Origin of the sequence: Nonomuraea deserti, from assembly GCF_004348685.1 — a bacterium.
Classification (GTDB): Bacteria; Actinomycetota; Actinomycetes; order Streptosporangiales; family Streptosporangiaceae; genus Nonomuraea; species Nonomuraea deserti.
Window position 1 is genome coordinate 25,878 of the sequence record NZ_SMKO01000060.1, and the last position, 21,935, is coordinate 47,812.

14 protein-coding genes and 1 pseudogene are annotated in these 21,935 nt (G+C 68.8%); 4 read left to right on the top strand and 11 right to left on the bottom strand.

Translation table 11 applies throughout. From position 1 onward, the window contains the following. From E1292_RS22510 to E1292_RS56320, 6 genes are all read right to left on the bottom strand, one after another. Positions 1-1,050: an ABC transporter permease gene (locus tag E1292_RS22510; RefSeq protein WP_132597196.1), complete on the bottom strand. Its 1,050-nt coding sequence runs from the start codon at positions 1,048-1,050 to the stop codon at positions 1-3. Continuing rightward, positions 1,043-2,605 carry a sugar ABC transporter ATP-binding protein gene (locus tag E1292_RS22515; RefSeq protein WP_220447004.1) on the bottom strand — a complete coding sequence of 521 codons (1,563 nt, stop codon included), beginning with the start codon at positions 2,603-2,605 and terminating at the stop codon, positions 1,043-1,045. The genes E1292_RS22510 and E1292_RS22515 overlap by 8 nt, the downstream gene beginning before the upstream one ends. Further along, a complete protein-coding gene (locus E1292_RS22520) occupies positions 2,584-3,765 on the bottom strand; it encodes a sugar ABC transporter substrate-binding protein (RefSeq protein ID WP_132597197.1) in 1,182 nt (393 codons plus the stop codon). The genes E1292_RS22515 and E1292_RS22520 overlap by 22 nt, the downstream gene beginning before the upstream one ends. Positions 3,766-3,829: 64 nt before the next feature. Beyond that, complete coding sequence (locus E1292_RS22525; RefSeq protein ID WP_132597198.1) at positions 3,830-5,245, bottom strand: amidase; 1,416 nt, start codon at positions 5,243-5,245, stop codon at positions 3,830-3,832. A gap of 432 nt (positions 5,246-5,677) precedes the next feature. After that, a complete protein-coding gene (locus tag E1292_RS22530; protein WP_132597199.1) occupies positions 5,678-6,430 on the bottom strand; it encodes a sensor histidine kinase in 753 nt (250 codons plus the stop codon). Positions 6,431-6,592: 162 nt separating this feature from the next. Continuing rightward, positions 6,593-6,949, bottom strand: coding sequence for an ATP-binding protein (locus E1292_RS56320; RefSeq protein ID WP_165974680.1), 357 nt, complete (start codon positions 6,947-6,949; stop codon positions 6,593-6,595). 533 nt (positions 6,950-7,482) lie between these two features. On the opposite strand from E1292_RS56320, the gene E1292_RS22540 reads away from it, so the two are divergent. Beyond that, complete coding sequence (locus tag E1292_RS22540) at positions 7,483-9,852, top strand: helix-turn-helix transcriptional regulator (RefSeq protein ID WP_132597201.1); 2,370 nt, start codon at positions 7,483-7,485, stop codon at positions 9,850-9,852. Between the two features lie 258 nt (positions 9,853-10,110). Then, a complete protein-coding gene (locus tag E1292_RS22545; RefSeq protein WP_132597202.1) occupies positions 10,111-10,638 on the top strand; it encodes a carboxymuconolactone decarboxylase family protein in 528 nt (175 codons plus the stop codon). 11 nt (positions 10,639-10,649) lie between these two features. Here E1292_RS22545 and E1292_RS22550 read toward each other — a convergent pair whose 3' ends face one another. After that, the gene (locus E1292_RS22550; RefSeq protein ID WP_132597203.1) at positions 10,650-12,071 is read right to left on the bottom strand and encodes an MFS transporter; all 1,422 of its coding nucleotides are present in this window, start codon (positions 12,069-12,071) and stop codon (positions 10,650-10,652) included. A 92-nt stretch (positions 12,072-12,163) separates the two neighbouring features. Here E1292_RS22550 and E1292_RS22555 point away from each other — a divergent pair, with 92 nt between their 5' ends. Beyond that, positions 12,164-12,742 (top strand): TetR/AcrR family transcriptional regulator, encoded by a 579-nt coding sequence (locus E1292_RS22555; RefSeq protein WP_132597204.1) that lies wholly within the window; start codon positions 12,164-12,166, stop codon positions 12,740-12,742. A 373-nt stretch (positions 12,743-13,115) separates the two neighbouring features. Here the strand turns inward: E1292_RS22555 and E1292_RS54995 are convergent. After that, a pseudogene (locus E1292_RS54995) lies at positions 13,116-13,244 on the bottom strand (LacI family DNA-binding transcriptional regulator); the annotation flags it as partial. A 200-nt stretch (positions 13,245-13,444) separates the two neighbouring features. Between E1292_RS54995 and E1292_RS22565 the strand changes: the two are divergent. Beyond that, positions 13,445-17,476: a glycosyl hydrolase 115 family protein gene (locus E1292_RS22565; RefSeq protein ID WP_165974681.1), complete on the top strand. Its 4,032-nt coding sequence runs from the start codon at positions 13,445-13,447 to the stop codon at positions 17,474-17,476. 49 nt (positions 17,477-17,525) lie between these two features. On the opposite strand, the gene E1292_RS22570 is transcribed toward E1292_RS22565, so the two are convergent. The 3 genes from E1292_RS22570 to E1292_RS22580 form a co-directional block, all read right to left on the bottom strand. Further along, a complete protein-coding gene (locus E1292_RS22570) occupies positions 17,526-18,548 on the bottom strand; it encodes a LacI family DNA-binding transcriptional regulator (RefSeq protein ID WP_132597206.1) in 1,023 nt (340 codons plus the stop codon). Between the two features lie 117 nt (positions 18,549-18,665). Further along, positions 18,666-20,123 carry a non-reducing end alpha-L-arabinofuranosidase family hydrolase gene (locus tag E1292_RS22575; protein ID WP_132597207.1) on the bottom strand — a complete coding sequence of 486 codons (1,458 nt, stop codon included), beginning with the start codon at positions 20,121-20,123 and terminating at the stop codon, positions 18,666-18,668. A gap of 15 nt (positions 20,124-20,138) precedes the next feature. Beyond that, on the bottom strand, positions 20,139-21,935 hold a 1,797-nt coding region (locus E1292_RS22580), incomplete at its 5' end, for a family 43 glycosylhydrolase (RefSeq protein WP_132597208.1).

Here is a 21,935-nt window from a genome sequence, read left to right on the forward strand (position 1 = left end):
TCAGAGCCTCGCGGGGTCGGCGCCACGGCGGCTGATCCCGGCGAGGCCGACGGCGATGAGCAGCGCCGCGCCGTTGAAGACCTGGCTCACCCATGAGGGCGCGCCGACAAGGGTCAAACCGCTGACGCTGACGGCGACGAACAGGACCCCGATGACGGTCCCCAGCACGGAGGGCCGTCCCACCTCGATGACGATCGTGCTGAGGAACACCGCCGTCAGCGCGGGGAACAGCATGTTCATCCCGTTGTCCGACGTCGCGGCTCCCTGCCGGGCCAGCAGCAGCACGCCGGCGACACCGGAAACCAGGCCCGACAGCGCGAACGACAGGAACTTGATCCTGGTGACGTTCAGGCCGACCAGGTGAGCCGCGCTCGCGTTGGAACCCACGGCGAACAGGTGCCGGCCGAGCGGCGTGTGCCGCATCACGAACCACACCGCCACGGCGATCAACGCCGCCGCCAGCACGATCCGGGGGATGCCGAACACGGACAGGGAGCCCAGGTCGGTGAGCGTCTCGGGGATGTCCTTGCTGATCTGCAACCCGTTCGTGTACGCGAAGATGGCACCGCCCAGCAGGGTCGCCATGCCCAGCGTCGCGATGAAGGGGTTGATCCCGTACCGGGCCACCAGGAGCCCGAGCACGGCGCCGGCGACGACGCCGGATGCGACGGCCAGCAGGATCGCCACGAAGAGGGGGAGCCCGAAGTGGGACACCGCGGCCGCTGCCATGACGGACGACGTCGCGGTGACGGCACCCACGGAGAAGTCGAAGGACCCCGCCGCCATGGGGAAGAGCAGGGCCAGCGCCACGGTCAGGCCCACCGCCTGGCTGGCCAGCACCGAGTTGATGTTCGCCGCACTGCGGAACGCCTCGCCTGAGGACGGCAGCAGGGCGAAGAACACGACCATCCCGACGAGCAACAGCAGCAGGCCGTAGCGTTCGATGACACCGGCCACGGACCGGTCCCGGCCGACTACCGCGACAGGCGTCCTGCGCGGGGCCGGGGCCTGGTCCGGCAGCACGGCCGAGTCGGGGGAAACGTCAGTCATGGGTCGGCTCCTTGGGAGTGATCTGAGTGAGTTCGGCGATGGCGGCCTCCGTGAGCCGCGGCCCGGTGAGCTCGGCGACCCGCGAACCGCCGCGAAGAACGATCACGCGATGGCACAACGACTCCAACTCCTCGAAGTCCGACGACACGACCAGCGCGGCGTTGCCCCTGGCCACGTGCTCCCTGATGAGCTCGTGGATGTCGGCCCGCGCCATCGCGTCGACGCCCTGGGTGGGTTCGTCGAGCAGGAGCAGGCGCGGATCGAGTCGCAGCCATCTCGCGAGTACGGCCTTCTGCTGGTTGCCCCCGGACAAGTGGGTGAAGGGGGCGTTCGGGGTGGCCGTGCGAATGCCGAAGGTCCTGATCAGGCGCGTGGCGTCGCGCCGCTCGGTCGCGCGCGCCATCCGCCAGCCGGACCAGTACGACCTGATGGCCGTCGCGGAGACGTTCTCCCACAGCGGCAGGTCGGCGAAGGCGGCATCCTTGCCGCGATCTTCGGGCACCAGGGCGATGCCGCGGCGGATGGCGTCCCGGGGAGACCGGAGCCGGGCGGGGGCCCCGTCGACCTCGAGCCCGCCGCGCTCCATACGAGCATTGCCGAAGAGGGTCCGCAGCAGGGTGGAACGGCCCGAGCCCAGCAGGCCGGCGACCCCCACGATCTCATGGCGCCGCACGGTCAGGTCGACGCCGCGCAGCGGGCCGGCCACCAGGCCGCTGACCGTCAGCACCGGTCTCGCGTCGGCCTCCGGCATGCCGCGGGCAAGCGGCTCTCGCGCCTCCTGACCGGTCATGAGCGCCACGATCTGGGCCTCGTCCAGGCCGGCGGTGGACCGCTCCGCGACCAGAACCCCGTCGCGGAGCACCGAGATCCGGTCCGCTATCTCGAGCACCTCCGACAGGCGATGGCTGACATAGACGATCGTCTGGCCCCGGCTCTGACACCGGCGGATCGCCTCCAGGAGGACACCCGCCTCGTGCTGCGGCAGGCTGGCGGTGGGTTCGTCGAGCACGAGCGTCACATGACTGCCCTCGTCGCTGTCGCGTAGCGCCCGGGCGATGGCCACCAGGGTGCGGTCGCTCGGCCGGAGATCCCGCACCAGAGTCTGCGGATCGACGTCGACGTGTGCGCTCTCCAAGCTCTGACGGGTCGATCGGCGCAGCCCGCGCCAGGAGATGGCCATCCCGGCCCGCCGTGGATAGCCGCTTTCGAGCGCGAAGTTTTCACTGACCGTCAGATCGGGGACGAGCCCCAGGTCCTGATGCACGAAGCGGAGCCCGGACTGGCGCGCGATCGCCGGGCCATAGGATCCCGCGGCGTACGCCCGGCCGTAGATGGTGATCGTCCCGCCCTGGTCGGCCGGGTGAACGCCGGCGAGAATCTTCAGCAGCGTCGACTTGCCGGACCCGTTGCCACCGAGGAGAGCATGCACCGACCCGGGCGCGATGCTGCAGTCCACGTTCCGCAGCACCGGTATGCCGTCGAAGGTCTTGTTGATGCCGGTCAGCCGGATGGCTGTCGTGGACGGGCCGCTCCTCATCGCGACGAGCCGTTCCACGTCTTGCCGTACAGGCCGGCGAAGTCGACGGGGCCGACGTACTCGGCGCCGGGGACGGGGAGATTGTGGTCCTTGTCCACGATCTGGATGCCGACGCCTCCGGGGACGATCTTCTCGCCGTTGAAGACGCGGTTCAGGGCGTCGACCGTCGTGTAGGCGCGGTAGGCGTTCGAAGCGCCGAGGCAGAACTGCTGCCCCTTGCCGCTGCGGATGTAGTCCAGGTTGTCGATCTGGCACTCATTGCCGATCACCACCAGGTCCTTGCGAGGGCTGGACACCAACGCCGGCTGGATGCCCGCCACGAAGAAGTGATCGACGTCGACCGCGACGACGTTGGCCTGCGGCACCTGCACCAGCGCGGTCTCGAACTTCTGCCGGATGTTCGGGACGTCCGCGGGCGCGATCTTGACCGTGCTGACGATCTCGCAGCCGCCGCAGGCGGCGATGCGGTCCGCGAACCCCTTGGCCACGTAGCTGCCGAACGCGATGCCGTGGAAGGCGATGTGCAGCACCTTGGCCTTGCCCTGCGTCTTGGCGATGGCGAGATCGGCCCTCATCGTGCCCAGCCGGGTGTAGAAGCTGGCCAGGTTCGGCATGTCCGCGCTGTAGCCGGCCGGGGCGTCGAAGAGCGGCGAACTGCCGTCCTGCGTGGGGTCGTCGCAGTCGAAGCCGCTGAAGGAGGCGATCTTCACTCCGGCCTTCTTCGCCTCCACGAGGGCCTGCCGTACAGGGGCGCAGTCCACCGAGACCAGCACGATGCCGCTGGCGCCCGCCGCCGTGGCCTGGCGGACGCAGGTGGCCATGCCGCCGTTGGCGTTGTTCAGGCCGTCGCACGTATGTGCTTTCCAGCCCAGCGTGGTGGCCGCCTCGGTGAGTTGTTCGGCCTGGTAGGCGAGCGCGCGGACCTGCTGCCACGCTGTGATCACCCAGATGTTCTTGCCGGTCGCGGGCTTGGGCCCCGACTTCGGAGGCTCGGAGTAGGCCCCGGCATAGCCGCTCTCGACGGCTTTCGTGGCGGCGTCGAGCACCGCGGCGGACGTGCTCGACGAGGTGTCCGCGCCGCTCTGCGAAGCGGTTGTGCCGCATGCCGCCAGCGCGAGGCAGGCGGTGAGCAGGAGGCCGAGGAGGGGGGTGCGGGAATACCTTGGAGTGTTGACCATGTCGGTGATTCCTTGATTTGGCCATGCTCAGCCGGAGGGACGGCTGAGCGTGGGGGAGAGCGGTTCAGGAGCTGTAGCGGGGTGGGCGTGCGGCGGGCCAGCCCGCCATCGTCTGCATGGCGCCGGCCAGGCGGATCAGCGTGGCCTCGTCGAACGGCGCGCCGATCAACTGCGCGCCGATGGGAAGCCCGTCGGCTGCGATGTGGACGGGCAGGCTGATGGCCGGCAGGCCCGTGACGCTGGCCACCGCGGTGAAGGAGACCATGGCCAGGGCACTGGGCATCGCCGTTTCCGGATGCTGGTTGGCGTCGTCCAGCACGGTGCCGAGGCGTGGTGGCGGGCCGGCCATGGTGGGAGTGAGCAGCACATCGAAGTCGCGTCGCCACTGGGCGACCACCTGCCGCGATTCGACCTGCAGCCGCGCCACGGCCTGCACATAATCGCCGGCGTCGATGCCCCGCACCCGTTCCCATCGGTGTCGGTTGTACGGTTCGGCGGCCTTCGGGTCGTCGAAGGGATGGACATAGAGGGAGGCGGCGATGACCTTCTCCACGTAGGCATGCGCGCCTTCGGGGCTGAGGAGGAAGGGAGTGACGGGGAAGACCTCGTGACCCAGGTCTTCGAGGAGGGCGGCGGCGGCCAGGGCGCTGTTGACGCATTCGGGATCGACCGGCAGCCCGGTGGGGGCTTCGAGGAGCAGGCCGACCCGCAACCGCTCCGTCTCGCGGCCCAGTTCCGCCGCGAACGGGTGGCCGGAGGCGGGAGCCTGGAACCAGGCGAGCGGATCGGGCGCGCAGAGCGCGTCCAGTATCGCCGCGACATCCTCGACGTGGCGGCAGATGACACCCTCGGTGGTGCAGTACTCCCACCAGGACTGGACGTGTTGCGGTATCCGAGCCCGGCTGGGCTTCAGCCCGACCAGACCGCAGGCGGAGGCCGGCATCCGGAGCGATCCGCCGCCGTCGTTGCCGTGGGCCACGGGGGCCATGCCCGCTGCCACGGCGGCGGCCGCTCCGCCGCTCGAACCCGCGGGGGAACGGGTGAGATCCCACGGATTGGCGGTCTTCCCGTATCGGGCGTTCTCCGTCACGGGCAGCGTGCCCATCTCCGCGGTGTTGGTTCTCCCCATCAGGATGAAGCCGGCGTCGAGGAGCCGGTCGATGACCAGATCGTTCGTCGTCCTCGGGGCGTCGGAGACACCTCGCGACCCCATCGTGTTGGGCTGCCCCGCCACCGAGGTCAGGTCCTTGACCGGAATCGGGACCCCGTGGAACGGTCCGATCCGGTCGCCGGACACCAGCGCTCGCTCGGCCGCGCGGGCGGCGGTCATGACCGCCTCGTCGTCGCGCCAGACGAACGCGTTGATCTCCGGGTCCAGCCGGTCGATCCTGTCCAGGTACGCGGTGGCGACCTCGGCCGGGCTGAGCTCGCGGGCACGGATCGCCTCGGCTAGCTGTACCGCGGACACGAACGGGTCCATGGATTGCCTCCCATCACGGCTCCACGGCATGGTTCCGGCCGTAGATCGAGTCGGTGTCCCGACAGTCGGTCACAAGCCCGGTCGTGAGCGCTCCGTGGCTCAGCACCGGATCAGTCGTCACCGTGGTGTCCTCGAGCCCGTGGTGCACGCGCTGCTTCGGCGATCCCGGCGAGCCGCCCGCCCGGGCGGGCAAGTCCCTCCGCACGCCGTCTACGTGCGTAGATGTGCTCGACATGGAGACACGTTAAGCCGACTGTTCCGCAGAGGCGTATCTAATTCTGCTATGGAGAACAAACCTCGCACCCGCTCGACTCGGGCGACGACGCGTCGCGCCTCCCGGAGATCCCGCGAGCGCAAGGGCACCGTCGAGAGCAGGGGTTCCCGGCGGCAAGGACCCGTGGGCCGGTGGCCGGACCACTACCGCCGAGAGTTTCAAGCCGCCTGGCCCGTCATCGCGTCAAGCTGGAGCAGCGGAAGGCACAACACGAACCGGGCGCCACCCAGGTCCGATTCATGGGCGGTCAGCGTGCCGCTGTGGGCTTCGGCGATGGCCAAGGCGATGGACAGGCCGAGCCCGGCACCCCCGTGGCCGCGACTGCGGGCGCTGTCGGTCCTGGCGAAGTGGTCGAAGACCCGTTCGCGTTCCGGCAGGGGAACGCCCATGCCGTCGTCGTCGACCATGAGCATCACCTCACCGCCTTCGCTGCTCACCGACACCCGCACCGCCGACCTGCCGTGTCGTTCGGCATTGTCCAGCAGGTTGCCGAGCAGGCGCGCGAGGGTGGCGTTGACGCCTCCCACGACCAAGTCCTCCTCCAGGTCCAGATGGATGGGCAGGACATAGGGCCGCTTGCCGACCTCCTGCTTGACGAGATCGGCCACGTCGATGGGCAGGAGCGGGTCCGGGAATCCGGCGTCCAGCCTGGCGAGCGTCAGCATGTCGCCGATGATGGCCTGGATCCGGTCCACCTCCCGCAGGGCGTGGCGGACGAGGTCGTTCAGGTCGGTCTGGCCGGGATGCATGCGTGCTTCCTCCAGCTGCAGCCGGAGGCCGGCCAGAGGAGTGCCCAGCTCGTGCGAGGCGTCAGTGACGAACTGTCGCTTCTGGGCCCGCATCTGCTCTACCAGGCGCTCCATCCGCGTGACGAGGGTGACGACCTCGCCGCAGTCATAAACTGTGGTCATGGGATCCTCCACTAGTCCTGACCTTCAGCATGCCGGTCACGAAGCCGCTCCCGACACCGTAGAAATACGCGTTCGCCGTGGACCGCATGGGTGACGTCGCTGGAGGCCGGGCAGTCCGGCGGGTTCCGGGCACCGCCACAAGAAGGCCACGTGGGCGGCCTCTCATGCGGCGTCTTCGACTCCGAAGTCGTCGGCGACCTCGAACCAGACGACCTTGCCCGTCCTCGTGTAGTCCACACCCCACTCGCGGGACAACGTTTCCAGCAGGAACAGGCCTCGCCCGCTCTCCTCGTCAGGACCGGACAGCCGAGCGGGAGGCAACGGCGTGGATGCGCCGTGCTCTTCGACCTCCACCCGCAGCACACCGTCCCTGTCGCTGAGACGGACGTGCACCGGCTCGTCCGTGTGCGTGAGCGCGTTGGTGACCACCTCGGAAACGAGCAGTTCGGCGGTGGTGCTCTCGTCGGCGAACCCCCACCGCCGCGCCTGCGCAACCACGCTGTGCCGCGCCGCCGGCACCGAAGCGACGATGGGCGGGAAGAACCACGACGCCTGGCGGCACCTGCCGCGCCTGGCGCAGTCGCTAGGGGCGCCGCAGGCGTGGACCCGCAAGGGCAGGGTTCGTGTGTGACGGTTCGATGGACTGAACGGGGCAGGACGCCGCGGCTCTCTCCGGGTCCGGTGAGGCACCTCGCGGTCGAACGTGTTCATGCCGACCTCCTGGTCGTGTCTCACGTGCAGATGGTCGCTGACGGGCATCGAGCCCGCTGCCGGCACATGGCGCCCGCTTCCCGTGACCTGCACGGATTTCATACATCTCCATCGTCGGGTGGTCCGCTACGGGGCATAACCGGGAAACTGCCTGTTCCGGGTACGTGCACGTATGTAGTGGACCGCGTACGTGGTGCGGCGGCGGCGCCGTACGGCCGCGACCGATGATGCACGCGGGGCGGGTCGCCCGGACGCGAACCGTACGCTCATCGGAGGGAATGATGGTGAAGTCCTCCCGTTGCGGAGAGAAGCGTATCTGAGCTGCGTTGATAGCATGAAATGTGGCTTCACAGACGGTGTCGAGGCGGGCGACCGACAACCTTCCGGCCGACGCGAAGGAAATCGTCGGGCGCCGACGCGAGGCCGCCGACATCAAGCGACTGCTGTCGTCCACGCGTCTGCTGACGCTCACGGGCCCCGGAGGGGTGGGCAAGACCCGCCTGGCCCTCTACATGGCGGCCACGATGCGTCGTGCCTTCTCCAACGGCGTGTGGTTGGTGCAACTGGCCTCACTGCAGGATGGCGAGCTGCTGGGACGCGCGGTGGCGGAAACGCTGGGAGTGCATGACAGGACATCTCGTTCCTCCATGGATGCGCTGATTGACCACTTGCGTGACAATCAGACGCTGCTGGTGCTGGACAACTGCGAGCACCTGATCGACGCGTGCGCCGCCTTCGCCGATGCGCTGATCCGAGCGGTTCCGGAGGTGCGGATCCTGGCGACCAGCCGGGAAGTGCTGGGCGTCCAGAGCGAGGTTCGGTATGTCGTGCCACCGTTGTCCATGCCGCCGCAGGGCCAGGAGCTGACGGCCGCCGACACGGGCCGATATGAGGCGGTGGCGCTGTTCCTGGAACGCGCCAGAGCCATCGACCCGTCATTCAAGCTGGTGCCCGACCACGACGGTGCGGCCGAGCTGTGCCGGCTCGTCGATGGCATTCCGCTGGCCATCGAACTGGCGGCGGTACAACTCCGGGTCCTTTCTCTCGACCAGATCGTCGAGAGGCTAGGTGATCACCTGGATCTCCTCACGCAGGGCTACCGGACCGCTGTGCCCAGGCACCAGACGCTGGGCGCGACGGTCGCCTGGAGTTTCGCGTTGTGCTCGCCTCAGGAGCAGACGCTCTGGCAACGCCTCACCGTCTTCTCCGGCGGCTTCGATCTGGACGCGGCCGAAGAGGTGTGCTCGGGTGGCGGGCTGGCGCGTGACGAACTCCTGCCCCTGCTCGGGGCGCTCATCGACAAGTCTGTCCTGACGTGTGACCGCAGCGGCGCTCAGTTGCGCTACGGGATGCTGGAGCTGCTCCGTCAGTACGGCCTGGAACGACTGGCCACGAGCGGTTCCGAGGCGGAGGTCCGGCTCCGCCACCTGGATCACTACCGGCGGCTGAGCGAGCGGACGCAGGCCGGCTGGTTCACCCCCCTGCAGGTGGACTACTTCACCGGCGTGGTCCGCGAGATGCCCAATTTCCGGGTGGCGCTCGAGACCTCGCTCGGAGATCCGGCCAGGGCCGAGACCGGGTTGGAGATCATCACCAGGCTCTACGGATACTGGGTCTACTCCGGCGGCTTCAGCGAGGCGCGTTACTGGCTCGACCGCGCGCTCCAGCTCGTGCAGGGTGCGCGACCGGCGCGGTTCAGGGCGCTGGCGACGGCGGCGCTGTTCGCCCTGATGCAGGGGAAACTCGATGCGGCGATGCCGCTGATCGCCGATTGCTCCGCGCTGGCCCGTGACTGGCAGGACGGCAGCGCGCAGGCGATGGAGAAGTGTCTGTCGGGCCGGGTCGCTCTCCTGCTCGGCGACTATCGCAGCGCGGTCGACCAGCTGGAGGAGGCCGTCCGCTGGTACGAGGAGAACGCCGGCGCCCTTGCCGAGGAGGACGTGCTGCAGGGCCCGTTCCTGCCCGCGTTCTACCTGGCCTTGGCAGCCGCCTTCGGACGTGATCCACGTGCCGCCGCGTTCGCGGACCGATGCCGGAGGACGGCGGAGGACGCCGGGGCGCAGGGAGAGATCTCCATGGGGGTGTGGGCCAGCGGTATAGAGCGTTGGCTGGCGGGTGAGACGGCGGCCGCGCTGGAGTTGTTCCGCACGAGCATCCGCATCGGCCGCGCCATCGGGTACCGCTACGGCGCGGCATGGGCCATCGAGTGCCTGGCCTGGGCGACGGCTGCGCAAGGACGGGATGACCGGGCCGCCCGCCTGCTCGGTGCGGCTGCGTCGATCCGCGAGATCCTGGGCCTGTCGTTGCCCGGTTTCCAGCCCTACGCCGACGCGCATCACGATTGCGAGGCGGCGCTGCGCGCCAGGCTGGGTGGGGAGGCGTTCGAGGCGGCTGTCGAGCAGGGGGCTGGCCTCGACTTCGACGAGGCCGTCGCCTATGCCGTGGAGGATGCGAGAGATCCGGACAAGGCTGACACCGGGGCCGCGCCACGACGGCGGGCCGAGACGACGGTACTGACTCCCCGCGAGCTGGAGGTGGCCGGCCTCATCGCTCAGGGTGTGCGCAACAAGGAGATCGCCGCGCGGCTGGTCATATCGACCCGGACAGCGGAGGGCCATGTGGAACACATCCTGACCAAGCTCGGCCTGACCTCTCGCACCCAGATCGCTGCCTGGTACTTCGACCACACCTCGCCGCCGTCGGCGGATTGACCCGAGTACGCCGAGCGCACCGTACCGACCGGCCGGGCGATCGCGGCCCGGCCGGGGAGACGCCGGCCACGCCCGCGCGACGGCGGAGCCGCTCACCCGTCCGAAGCCAGGACCAGTTGCCCGGCCAAGGCTGCGTGATGGGCACCAGCCAGAGCCGCTGGAGCCCCGGATCCGCCCGGCCGCAGTACTCCGTGAGGTGGCAGGAATATCTCTCGCTCCTATACCCTTAGGGGGTATTAACAGAGCTAAGGAGATCGTATGCGACGCCTTACCGCGCTGGAGCCCGCCGAAGCGCCAGGGAAATCCCGTGAGCTGCTGGAGGACATCGTCGCCAGGAGGGGCGGAGTGGGAGACATGGTCGCCACCATGGCTCATTCGCCGGCCCTGCTGCAGGGCTACCTGGAGTTGTCCCGTGCCATGAAGCGCGTCAAGCTGCCTCGTGCTCTCAGCGAGAAGATCTCGCTCGCCGTGCAGGAGTGGATCGGCTGCGCCTACTGCCTGGAAGCGCACACGGAGGCGGCCCGTGCGGCGGGGCTGAGCGAGAGCGACATCGCACTCGCTCGTCAGGGATCGGCCACGGACACGCGTGAGGCGGCCCTCATCGCGATGGCGGTCCGCATCCTGGCCGAGCCGTCTTCCATCGGCGACGACGATGTGGCGGAGCTGCGCGCACACGGCTGGAGTGACCGGATCATCGCCGAAGTCCCGGGACTGGTCGCCCTGAACCAGATCACCGGGACCTTCAACCTCCTCGCCGGGCTCGAACCCGCGGTGCCGGAAGAGTAGGGAGGACGGGATCAGTCCGGGAGCGAGCTCTGCGGTTGGTCCTGTCGGTTCGTGCGGCCGGGTGTCAGCAGCGCGGCAACGACGGCGCCGGCCGCTGCCGCGACGGCCGCCACGACGAACCCGTTGGTGAAGCCGCTCAGCGTGGTCCCGACCAGGCTCGCGGCTGCGACGCTCGACACGACCGCGGCTCCGACGGAGGCGCCGAACTCGTGGAAGGTGCTCACGATGCCGGAGGCGATGCCGGCTTCGTGGGGCGCCACCTGGCCGAGCGCGGTCGCTGAGGCGATGACGAACATCGCGCCGGTGCCCGCCGCCGCGACGGCCACGCCGATCACGACGCTGACCGTGTTCATCGACACCGCCGGCACGGCCATGCCGATCGCCGCGACCGTCAAGCCCGTGACGGCCAGCCGGCGTCCACCCCATCGGCCGAGCAGGCGCCCGGTCAGGTTGGCGCCGAGCATCGTCGCCAGTGCCACTGGCAGGAACAGCAGCCCTGCCTGCAAGGCGCCGTACCCCAAAGCGTGCTGGAAGTAGAAGGTGCCCAGGAAGAACACGGCGATCATCAGCGCCGTTGCCAGCAGGATGAGGAAAGCGCCGGTCGCCACAGGCCGCCTGGCCAGCAGCCGGACGTCCATCAGCGGTGACCGGGCCCGCCGCTGCCAGAGCACGAACAGCACATAGCCCACCGCGGCCGCCAGGACGAGCCATCCGGTGAGCGCGCTGAGCCAGCCCCGCTCGCCTGCGGCGATGAGGGCGTAGATCAACGACGCGGATGAGGACGTCACCAGAATCGCGCCGAGGACATCGAGCCGTGGCCGGTCGGCGGACGTGGCCGGCCGGGCCGGCAGCAGAGCGGCGAGCACCGCGGCGATCACGAGCCCGATGGGCACGTTGACGTAGAAGACCCACGACCATCCCGGGCCCGCGGTGAGCAGGCCGCCGAGGAGCACGCCGAGGGCGGCGCCACCGCCGCCGAGCGCGGACCAGACGCCCAGAGCCTTGTTCCGCTCCTCTCCGTCGAACAGCGCCACCACCAGCGACAAGGCGGAGGGCGACAGGAGCGCCGCCCCGACACCCTGCGCCACGCGACCGCCCACCAGCATGCCTGCGGACCCGGCCAGCCCGGTGACCAGCGATGCGACGGTGAACAGGAGCAGTCCGGCGAGCACGACCTGCTTGGCTCCTACGAGGTCCGTGATGCGTCCGCCGAGCAGCATCAGTCCGCCGAAGGTGAGCGTGTAGGCGCTGACCGTCCAGGTCAGCGCCTCGCGGCTGAGCTCGAGGTCCGTCCCGATGTGGGGCAGTGCTATCGCCACGACGGTGACGTCGAGGATCAGCATGAGCTGGGCCACCCCGAGGAAGCCGAGGATGCGCCACCGTGCCGGATGCGGCTCGTGGGGTGAGGTCTGGCGTACTGCTGGTTGGGCCATCGGTTGCCTCCATGCGAACAACTCGTACTCTCATATACGAGATCTAGCCGTCACTATAACCTGTATATGTGCATACGAGTTAGACTGGTGGCATGGCCGCACCCTCCGCGCGCTCCAGACGTCGCGCCGATGCCGAGCGCAACATCGCCCGCATCGTGTCCGCAGCGCGCGCATCGCTGAGTTCGGATCCGAACACGACCACGGACGACATCGCGCAGGCCGCCGGTGTCGGCCGGATGACCCTGTACGGGCACTTCCGCACCCGGGCCGACCTGGTCGAAGCGGCGCTCATGGACGCGTTGCGAGCCGGCGACGAAACCCTGTCGTCCCTCGACCTGACGGGGGACGCCCACGAAGCCATGACCCGCCTGCTGGCGTCGAGCTGGGAGATCGTGGCCGAATCCGCGGCGCTGCTGACCGCCGCCGAGACAGTGCTCCCCGCGGGACGCGTGCGCGAACTGCACGCCGAACCCGCTCGGCGCATGGCCGAGCTCATCCGCCGCGGCCAGGAACAAGGCGTCTTCCGCGCCGATCTTCCCACACCCTGGCTGGTGAGCCTCGTCCACTACATCCTGCACGGCGCGGCGAGCGAGGTACGCGCGGGACGCCTGCCTTCACACGGCGCCTCCGACATGGTGACGAAGTCCGTGCAATCGGTGCTGACCGGCTAGAAGCGCTGCCGGAAACGCCCTGCTGCGCAGCGCGTGGCGTTCGCAGCGTCGCGCTCAGTCGCGGCGTTCCGCCGGGCCTGACGAATCGCGAAGTACCAGCTCGGTGGGCGGACGGATCGCCTCGCTCTCGCGTGGTGATCGTGCGGCGAGCTGCTCGATCAGGAGCTCCACCGCGAGCCGACCGGCGTGCGATGCGCCGGGACTCCTCGGCGTTCACGATCGCCAGAGTGGCGTCGGACGCCCTCGCGCGCTGCTCCGCGCCGCGGATCAGCTCGAAGAAGTGGGGATTGGTGATGTCGGCGAGCACCATGGCGATCGTTCGGTGGCGTAGACCCGAGAGAGCGCGGTTCTGCGGTCTGTGCTGGTAGCCGAGCTGCGCGGCGGCGGCGACTATCCGCTGTCGCGTCGCTTCGTTGACCCGGCCGGGCTTGTTGAACGCCCGGGAGACCGTCGACGCGGCCACGCCGGCGGCTTGCGCGACGTCGAAGATGGTGGGCTCCACGAACGCATCTAGTCACCAAATGGAAATTTTGGCAACGTCTTGCAGAAGTTGTCACACATACCTACGTTTCGATCATGCCGGCCACACGGTGACGTGTCGGGCGAGAGGAGCGAGGGATGTCGCAGCCCGGGCGGAGAGATCGAACTGTGCAGCACGACGAGCGCACGATCGCGAGTCGGGTCAGGCGGTGGTCCGCGGTTGTGACGGCCGGCGCTCTGCTGACCGCGTCGCTGACGTCGGTGGGGGTGACGCCGGCGCAGGCAGCATCGAGCGACTTCACCATCTTCAACGGTCGCACGACGGCGCCGATCCTGATCGACCCGTCCTACGGCGGCGACCACACCGATCGCGACTACATGCAGGTGCGCCGCGCGGTCCAGGACCTGCGTCAGGATGTCGCCATGGTGACCGGGGCGATCGATCCCGGTGAGGTGCAGAGCCTGTTCGTCGACGACGAGCCGGCCAAGGAGGCGCGGCTGGCGGAGGCCGACCAGAGCAGACTGCCGGCCCTGCTGACCGAGGCCGCGGGCCAGAAGACCGCGATCATCGTCGGCCAGCTCGGGCAGAGCCGGCTGATCGACGAGATCGTCGGAGCCGGTAAGTTCGACGAGGCCGCCGGGATCCAGGGCAAGTGGGAGGCGTACGCGACCAAGACCGTCAAGAACCCGGTGCCCGGCGTCGACAAGGCACTGGTGGTCGCGGGCAGCGACGCCCGCGGGACGATCTACGGGATCTACTCCATCTCCGAGGAGATCGGCGTCTCGCCGTGGTACTGGTACGCCGACGTGCCGGTCAAGCAGCGCGACGACATCAAGGTCGAAGGCAGGACCCGGGTCGACGACGGGCCGGACGTCAAGTACCGCGGAATCTTCGTCAACGACGAGGAACGCACCATCGCGTGGGCGAAGAAGAAGTTCCCCACCGGCGACGGCACGCCCGATGTCCACTACTACCGGCACGTCTTCGAGCTGATGTTGCGGCTCAGGCTGAACACGCTGTGGCCGGCGATGCACCTGGCCTCGACGGCGTTCAACGCGGTCACCGACACCGGGACGTACGACAACGGAACGCCGGTCAACGCTCGCGAGGCGGCAGCGTTCGGCGTGGTCGCGTCCTCCTCTCACGCGGAGCTGATGCTGCGCAACAACGAGGGCGAGTGGCGACAGTGGTACGCCCGCAACAAGGACGCGCTCGACATCAAGGGCCCGGACGCCGTGTCGGCCTTCGACTACTCGATCAACAAGCCCGCGATCCTGGAGTACTGGCGCCAGCGTGTGGTCGCCAACGCCGGCTTCGAGAACATCCTCGCCCTGGGCATCCGCGGTGTGCACGACAGCGATCCGGTGTTCACGCCCGGTAACCCGTACGGGTTCAAGGACAAGATCGAGATGGTGGCCGACGTCATTCGCGAGCAGCGCGAGCTGATCGCGCAGGTCTATGGCGGAGTCGACGCCGTGCCGCAGGTGTTCATCCCCTACAAGGAGATGAACGACCTTTACAACGCCGGGCTGAAGGACCACATCCCCGGCGACGTGACCCTGATGTGGGCCGAGGACAACCATGGCTATCTGCGCCAGGTGCCCACGCGGGCCGAAGCGGCCCGGTCCGGCGGGAACGGCGTCTACTATCACATCTCCTACTGGGGCGAGCCGAAGAGCTACCTGTGGCTGAACTCGACGCCCATGTCCCTGATGGTGCAGCAACTGCATCGGGCGTGGAATTCCGGCGCAGGGCGCTACTGGATCCTCAATGTCGGGGACATCAAGCCCGGCGAGATCAAGCTCGACCTGTTCGCCAAGCTCGCGTGGGACGTCAAGGGCTATGACGACACCAACATCGGGACGAAGTTCCTCACCGAGCACGTGCACAGGGACTTCCGGCTGAGGGGCGACAACGCTGCCGTCGTCGCGGACGCGCTGGAGAGGTTCGACGTACTCGAGAGCACCAAGCGCGCCGAGTCCTGGGGAGAGATCAACTCGTCCAACGCGAACTCAGGAAGAATCCACAACGGTCAGGTCTTCCCGTTCAGCGCCACCTCGGACGGTGACGAGCTCCAGCGCCACATCAACGAGTCCAACGAACTGGTGGCGATCCTCGAGGGTGTTTCCAGGAGGCTCGACCCCCGCTATCGTTCCGCGTTCTATCAGCAGGTGCTCCACCGGGTCCGGTCCTACCGCAACATGGCCGAGCAGATCGGCTACTACTGGAAGAACCGGCTCGCCGCCGCCCAAGGCCGCTACGCCAGCGCGGGAAGCTACGAGCTGCTCTCGAAGCAGGCCCGTGAGCGCATCTTCACCGACGAGGACTACTGGAACACGATCAGCGGCGGCAAGTGGGACCATGCCATCGGCCACAGCCACCCAGAAGGCTTCCCGAACGAGGGCGCCGTCATGCTCACCAACGACCGGTATGCCCGGGTGGCCACCCCTACCGATGGGGTGGGCGCCGCCGCCGAGGGCAGCAAGGAGCCTGGGCGCGGCACGCTGACGTTCAACTCGGCCGCGCCCGACGACAAGCGGTTCTTCGACGTGTTCTCCCGGGACGACGTGGCCGGCCCGCAGGAGTGGGTCGCCGAGGCGGACGCTCGGTGGATCACCCTTTCCCGGCGCTCGGGCACGACGGCGACAGAGCAACGGGTCACGGTGACGGTCGCCAGGAACCACCCGGCCACGACGGGGACGATCCGGGTCTTCAACGCCGCCCACGGCGCCAAGGTCGGCGACCCGGTCGCGACGTTCACGGTCGACGCGGAGCGGGCAGCCGTGGATCTGCGCCGTGTCGCCGAGCCGGCGCACCTGGAGGCCAACGGATACGTGGCCCTCGAGGCCGAGCACTTCTCCGAGAACGTGCCGGGCGCCGACGGCAGCCGGTGGGCCCCCCTTGCGGGCGTGGGCCAGCGCGGGGCATCGATGGGCAGCTTCCCGGAGATCGCGCCCCGGGTCGACTCCGGCTTCGAGACGACCGCCCGCCTGAGATACCGGGTCTACTTCACCTCCACCGGGAGGTTCACCGGAACCTTCTACCGGATTCCGACGCTGAACGAAGGCACAGAGGACGACGGCACGCCGCGAACCGCACGCACGGCGATCGGGCTCGACGAGCAGGCCCCCAGCCTGCTGCGCGGCAACTCAGTCGCCGGTACGAGCACCAGCCCCTGGGGATTCAACATCATGCAGGGAATCGAACCCCTGAAGTTCACCATCGACGTGACCACCCCGGGGTACCACGACCTCGTGGTCTACCGCTCGGACGCGGCGATCCTCTTCGACCGGATCATCATCGAGACGCGCGCCGGCGCGGCCGGTGACGGCCTTGTCGGCCCGCCCGAGAGCCCGAACAACATCGCCGCGCCCCAGAAGGCCACCGTGGCGCCTCGCCCTGACACGATGCCGGAGCTCCACCGGCTGCCCGCGATCCAGACGTCGGTGGGCGAGACGAGCACGGTCGAGGGTGTGCGGGATGTGAAGGCCGCGGAGTCCGACAACAAGACCGCCGTGTCGGTCGCGGTGAAGGACGGCCGCCTGCGGGTCACCGGGCACAGGGTGGGGATGGCCGAGCTCTCCATCACCGCCGGTGGTGGTGAGGCCTGGGTGGCGCCGGTCGCGGTGGGCCGGGCCGAGGGCGCGCCGACCGGCCCGTACCTGGAGCAGGACGGTCTGGCGGTCATCGATGCGGCCGACGCGCTCGAGAAGAGCGCCGCCGCTCACGCGACCGGCAGCAACAACGGGACGCACGGCTGGGCACTGGCTCGTAACGGTCTCCAGGTCGTCCCGCCGGCCGACGCCGGCGCCAAGGCGCAGTGGCTGGCGACCTCGCCGGCCCAGGCCGAGGCGTTGTTCAAGGCCGGCCCGACACAGAAGGTCAACGGGAGCTCCGCGGCAGGAGCACCACCGCGGCTCGACTTCACCGTCGACATCCGGACCGGTGGCACGTACCACCTGTTCGCCAACACGAGCAACCCGAACCCCGACGCCGACTCCTACCACGTGCTCGTCGACGGGCAGTGGAGATACCACTCGAGCAAGTCCGGGCCGGAGACCGGGTTCGAGACCTGGTACGGCAGCACGAGCGTCGCCGCGGCCGCGTTGGCGCTCGCGCCGGGCGAGCACACGATCTCGCTGGCGCCCCGTGAGGCGGGGCTGGTGCTCAACCAGATCGTCCTGACCACGGACGACACCCCCGGCCTGACCGGCTTCCAGGACCCCAGCAGCCGGAGAGTGAGCGCCTCATGACGCCCTGACATCGAGCACACCTTCGGAGCACATGACCCCGCGCTTCGGCTCAGGCGGGCGGGGGCGCGGCAGGCGCGGTGCTCTCGCGTACGACGAGCTCGGTAGCCAGTTCGACGCGGCTTTGTGGCGGCTGCTCGCCGTTGGCCAGCTTCAGCAGCATGGAGGTGGCCGCGGCGGCCATCTCGGCGAGGGGCTGGCGGATGGTGGTCAACGGTGGGATGGCCCATCGCACCGAAGGCATGTCGTCGAAGCCGATCACGCTGAGATCGTCCGGGATGCGCAGGCCGAGCTGGTGGACCGCGTGGTAGACGCCGATGGCCTGGCCGTCGTTGGTGGCGAAGATCGCAGTCGGCCGGTCGGGCAGGCGCAGCATGCGGTGCGCCTCGGCCAGGCCGCCCTCGATCAGAAAGTCCCCCCGGCCGACCAACTCCGGATCAACGGGCACGCCGGCCATGTCCAGGGCGGTGCGATAGCCGTCGAGACGGGCCCGGCTGGACAGCGCGGAGTCCGGCCCGGTGATGATGCCGATGCGGCGGTGCCCGAGCTCCAGGAGGTGGCGGGTGGCCGTGAGCCCGCCGTTCCAGTTGCCGGCGCCGACCGAGGGGATGTTCCTCGCGGGGGCGTCGGCCGGATCCAGCAGGACGAGCGGGATCTCGCGGCGGGCGAGCTGTTCGTGCTGACGTTCGGTCAGGCCCGAGAACACCGCGATCACACCACTCGGGCGGCGCCGTAACACGCCCTCCAGCCAGGCGTCTGCGGCGGTGCGGTCACAGCACAGGTCCGATATCCCCACCGTGAGCTCGTGCTCCCGCGCGACCCGCGCCACACCTTTGGTGATCTCGACGGGATAGTCGCCCTCCAGCGCGTGGAAGGCCAGCTCGACCAGGGCTGTCGGCGTGGAGCGGCGGCGCTGTCGCCGGTAGCCGTGCCGGCGGATGAGCTCCTCCACGGCGGCGCGGGTTTCGGACGACACCTCGGACCGGCCGTTCACGACCTTGGAGACCGTCGCGGTGGAAACGCCCGCCAGCTCGGCGAGCTGAGCGATGGTGAGAGGAGACGACTCCGCGGTCATGGCGGCAGTCTAATCACGGAGTACGGGCAGGCGCGGGTGCCGTCCTGGACGGTGGGCGGGCTCGGCCTCGCACCGAGCCCGCCACGCCGGCTCCCGAGCCGGACCCGTGTCACGCCGTCAGCGCTGCAGTGTCAGCAGGCCCGGCCGGTAGGGCAGGAGGCCGTAGTCGCCGCCGGAGTTGGGGCTGCGTCCCTGGTAGAGCAGCTGCAGGTTGCAGGGATCAACGGTGAAGGTCTGATCGGCGCCGGTGCGGATCAGCTCTCCGTGGCTGATGTCGTTGGTCCAGGTGGCGCCGCTGTTGGCCTTGCCGGCGAACGGGTTGCTCTCGGTGGCGGCCTGCGGTGTCCACGAACCGTTCAGGCTGGTGGCGGTGAACGAGCGGAAGTAGCGGCCCTGCGAGCCGATCGCCTCGACGAGCATGAGGTAGCGGTTCTGGCCCTGGAGCTTGTAGACCTGAACGCCTTCGAACAGGTTGTTCGTCGTGTCGCTCATGATCACCGTCGAGGTGGTGCCGAAGCTGCCGGGGAAGTTCCCGATGGGCATGCTCGCGCGGTAGATCTTGCCGTTGTCCCCGGCGAAGAACAGGTACATCGTGGTGCTGTCACCGATGAGCGTCTGGTCGATGGGTCCCGTTCCGGAGCCTGAGATGCTGCCGGAGAAGAGCACCTGCTCCGATGACCAGCCATTCGGATTGGTGGGGTCGCTGGAGGTCCTGTAGGAGAAGGCGGTCCCGCCCCACTGGTAGGCGAGCACCCAGATGTTCCTGGGGGCGAAGTAGAACAGCGTGGGCGCGACGGTGGCGGAGGACATCGTGTTCTGGCTCGCCGAGGCCATCTCGGACCAGTTGGTGAAGGGGCTGAAGTTCATCGAGCCCCACCTCGTGCCCGTGTCGTGTGTCGTGGCGTAGACGAGATGCCGGCCGTTGTAGGGGGCCACGGTGAAGTCCTTGAGCGAGACCCAGCCCGACTTCGGGGTGGCCAGCTGGCCGGTCGAGGTCCAGCGGTAGGTCGACGGAAGATCGCACTGGCCGGGGTCCGGGTTGCCGCCGTCGACCCGGACGAGCTGCCATTGCTGGTTGGCGCCGTTCCAGTCGTCGTACTGGACGATGTTCGCGCCGTCGGCGGTGGAGGCGCCCTGTACCTCCAGGGCCTTGTTGCTGTGGCGCGAGATGAACCGCACGTGGCCGTCGGAGCTGTCGGCCAGCCGCCACTGCTGGTTGGTGCCGTTGTGGTCGGTCCACTGCACGATCGCGCCGCCGTTGGCGGTCGACCAGTTGTGGACGTCCAGGACCTTGCCGGAGTGGCGGGACTTGATGCGGTAGTAGCCGCCGCCGGAGTCGACGAACTGCCACTGCTGCTGGTTGCCGTTGTTACGCGACCACTGGGTGATGCGGCCGCCGTCGGCGGTCGAGAGGTTGTAGACGTCCAGGGCCTTGCCGCTGTTGCGGTTGATCAGGACGTACCAGGCGTTGGTGTCGACGGTGGCCGCATGGGCGGACTGAGTCTGGAGGCCGACGAACAGGCTCGCCAGTAAGGTGGCCACCGTCGCGACGACGGCCAGGGATCTGGTTTTCACGTCTGTGCCTTTCGGTCAGGGGGTGGTGAGATCGAAGCGGCGCACGGTGACCGCGCCGCCGAGGGACTGGGTGGCGTAGTTGAAGATTCCGAAGCGGTAACCCATGAAGAACTGCCAGGCGTTGTTCAAGGTGAAGGCCGGGCCGAGGCTCACGAAGGTGCTGCCGTCGGTGCTGTAGGAGAAGCGGGCCTGCCTGCCGGAACCGGGCCGGATGTCGGCGTTGACTCGCAACCAGATCCGGCCGCCCGAGACGTTCGCGCTCGCCGCCTCGGCCCCGGTGCCGGTGGTCTGCCACGAACTGTTCATGGTCAGCCCGTTCGTCATCACGACCCGGTTGACGCCGTTGTCGCGTTTGACGCCGATCCAGGCCGACTGGTCGCGCAGCATGGCGAGCCCGGCGCGGTCGCCGTTGGTCATCTGTGAGTAGTCGAGTTCGATCGTCGCCGTCGACGACGGGCCCTGGATGCGGTGGGTCAGGGTGTTGCGGGCGTTGTAGAGGTCGCCTGTGACGGTCGCGGTCTGCAGGCGCAGGCCGTTGCCGGTGGAGAAGCGGCTGGTGTCGGGATTGTGATTCCATTCCCAGCGGTGGCCGAGACCGCCCGAGGCGAAGGTGTCGGGGCCGATCATGGACGCCACGGTCCGGCTGGTCTGGATGTCCGGCTTCGGGTAGTTGACACCCCAGCCGCCGTTGACGGTACGCACGATCGGCCAGTCGCCGGTCCAGGTGATCGGCGCGAGTGCGGGGACGCGGCCGCCGGGGTAGGCGTCGACGAACGACATGTAGTACCAGGCGCCGTTCTGGGTCTGGACGAGCCCGCCCTGGTGGGGCACGCCGCCGCCGGAGATGGGGCCGGGCATGTCGAGCAGGACCTGGCGCATCTCGTACGGACCCCACGGCGAGGTGGAGCGGAGCACGTACTGACCGTTGGCGGGGCGGGTCAGCCAGATGTAGTAGTAGCCGTTGCGCTTGTAGAAGCGGGCGCCTTCCAGGGTGCCGACGCTGCTCGGGGTCTGGAACACCTGCTGGGCACGCACCTGGCTGAGCCCGTCGGGCGTGAGCTGGGCCACGCTGATGGTGCCGTTGCCGTAGGCGACGTACATGGTGTCGTCGGAGTCGATCAGCAGGCCGGCGTCGTAGTAGCAGTTGTTGATCTGTGAGCGCTTGCTCCACGTGCCGTCCACGGCGGGGGCGGTGTAAACGTAGGTCCGGTTGAACTCGACGCAGCCGATCCAGTAGTAGGTGCTGTTGCTGGGCCGGTAGTTCAGGGTCGAGGCCCAGATGCCCTTCACGTACGCCCGGCCGCCGTCGAGGTCGTAGGCGCCCGAGCCGAAGTCGAGTCTGGGGACCGAATGGCCGGCGTACTCCCAGTCGACCAGGTTGTAGGAGCGCAGGATCGGCGCGCCCGGCGAGTAGTGCATCGTCGAGGCCGAGTAGTAGTAGGCGTCGCCGACCCGGATGATGTCGCCGTCGGCGAAGTCCTGCCAGACGACCGGGTTGGTGTAGTCGCTGTTGCCGTTGACCGGGACGAGCTGCCATTGCTGGTTGGCGCCGTTCCAGTCGTCGTACTGGACGATGTTCGCGCCGTCGGCGGTGGAGGCGCCCTGTACCTCCAGGGCCTTGTTGCTGTGGCGCGAGATGAACCGCACGTGGCCGTCGGAGCTGTCGGCCAGCCGCCACTGCTGGTTGGTGCCGTTGTGGTCGGTCCACTGCACGATCGCGCCGCCGTTGGCGGTCGACCAGTTGTGGACGTCCAGGACCTTGCCGGAGTGGCGGGACTTGATGCGGTAGTAGCCGCCGCCGGAGTCGACGAA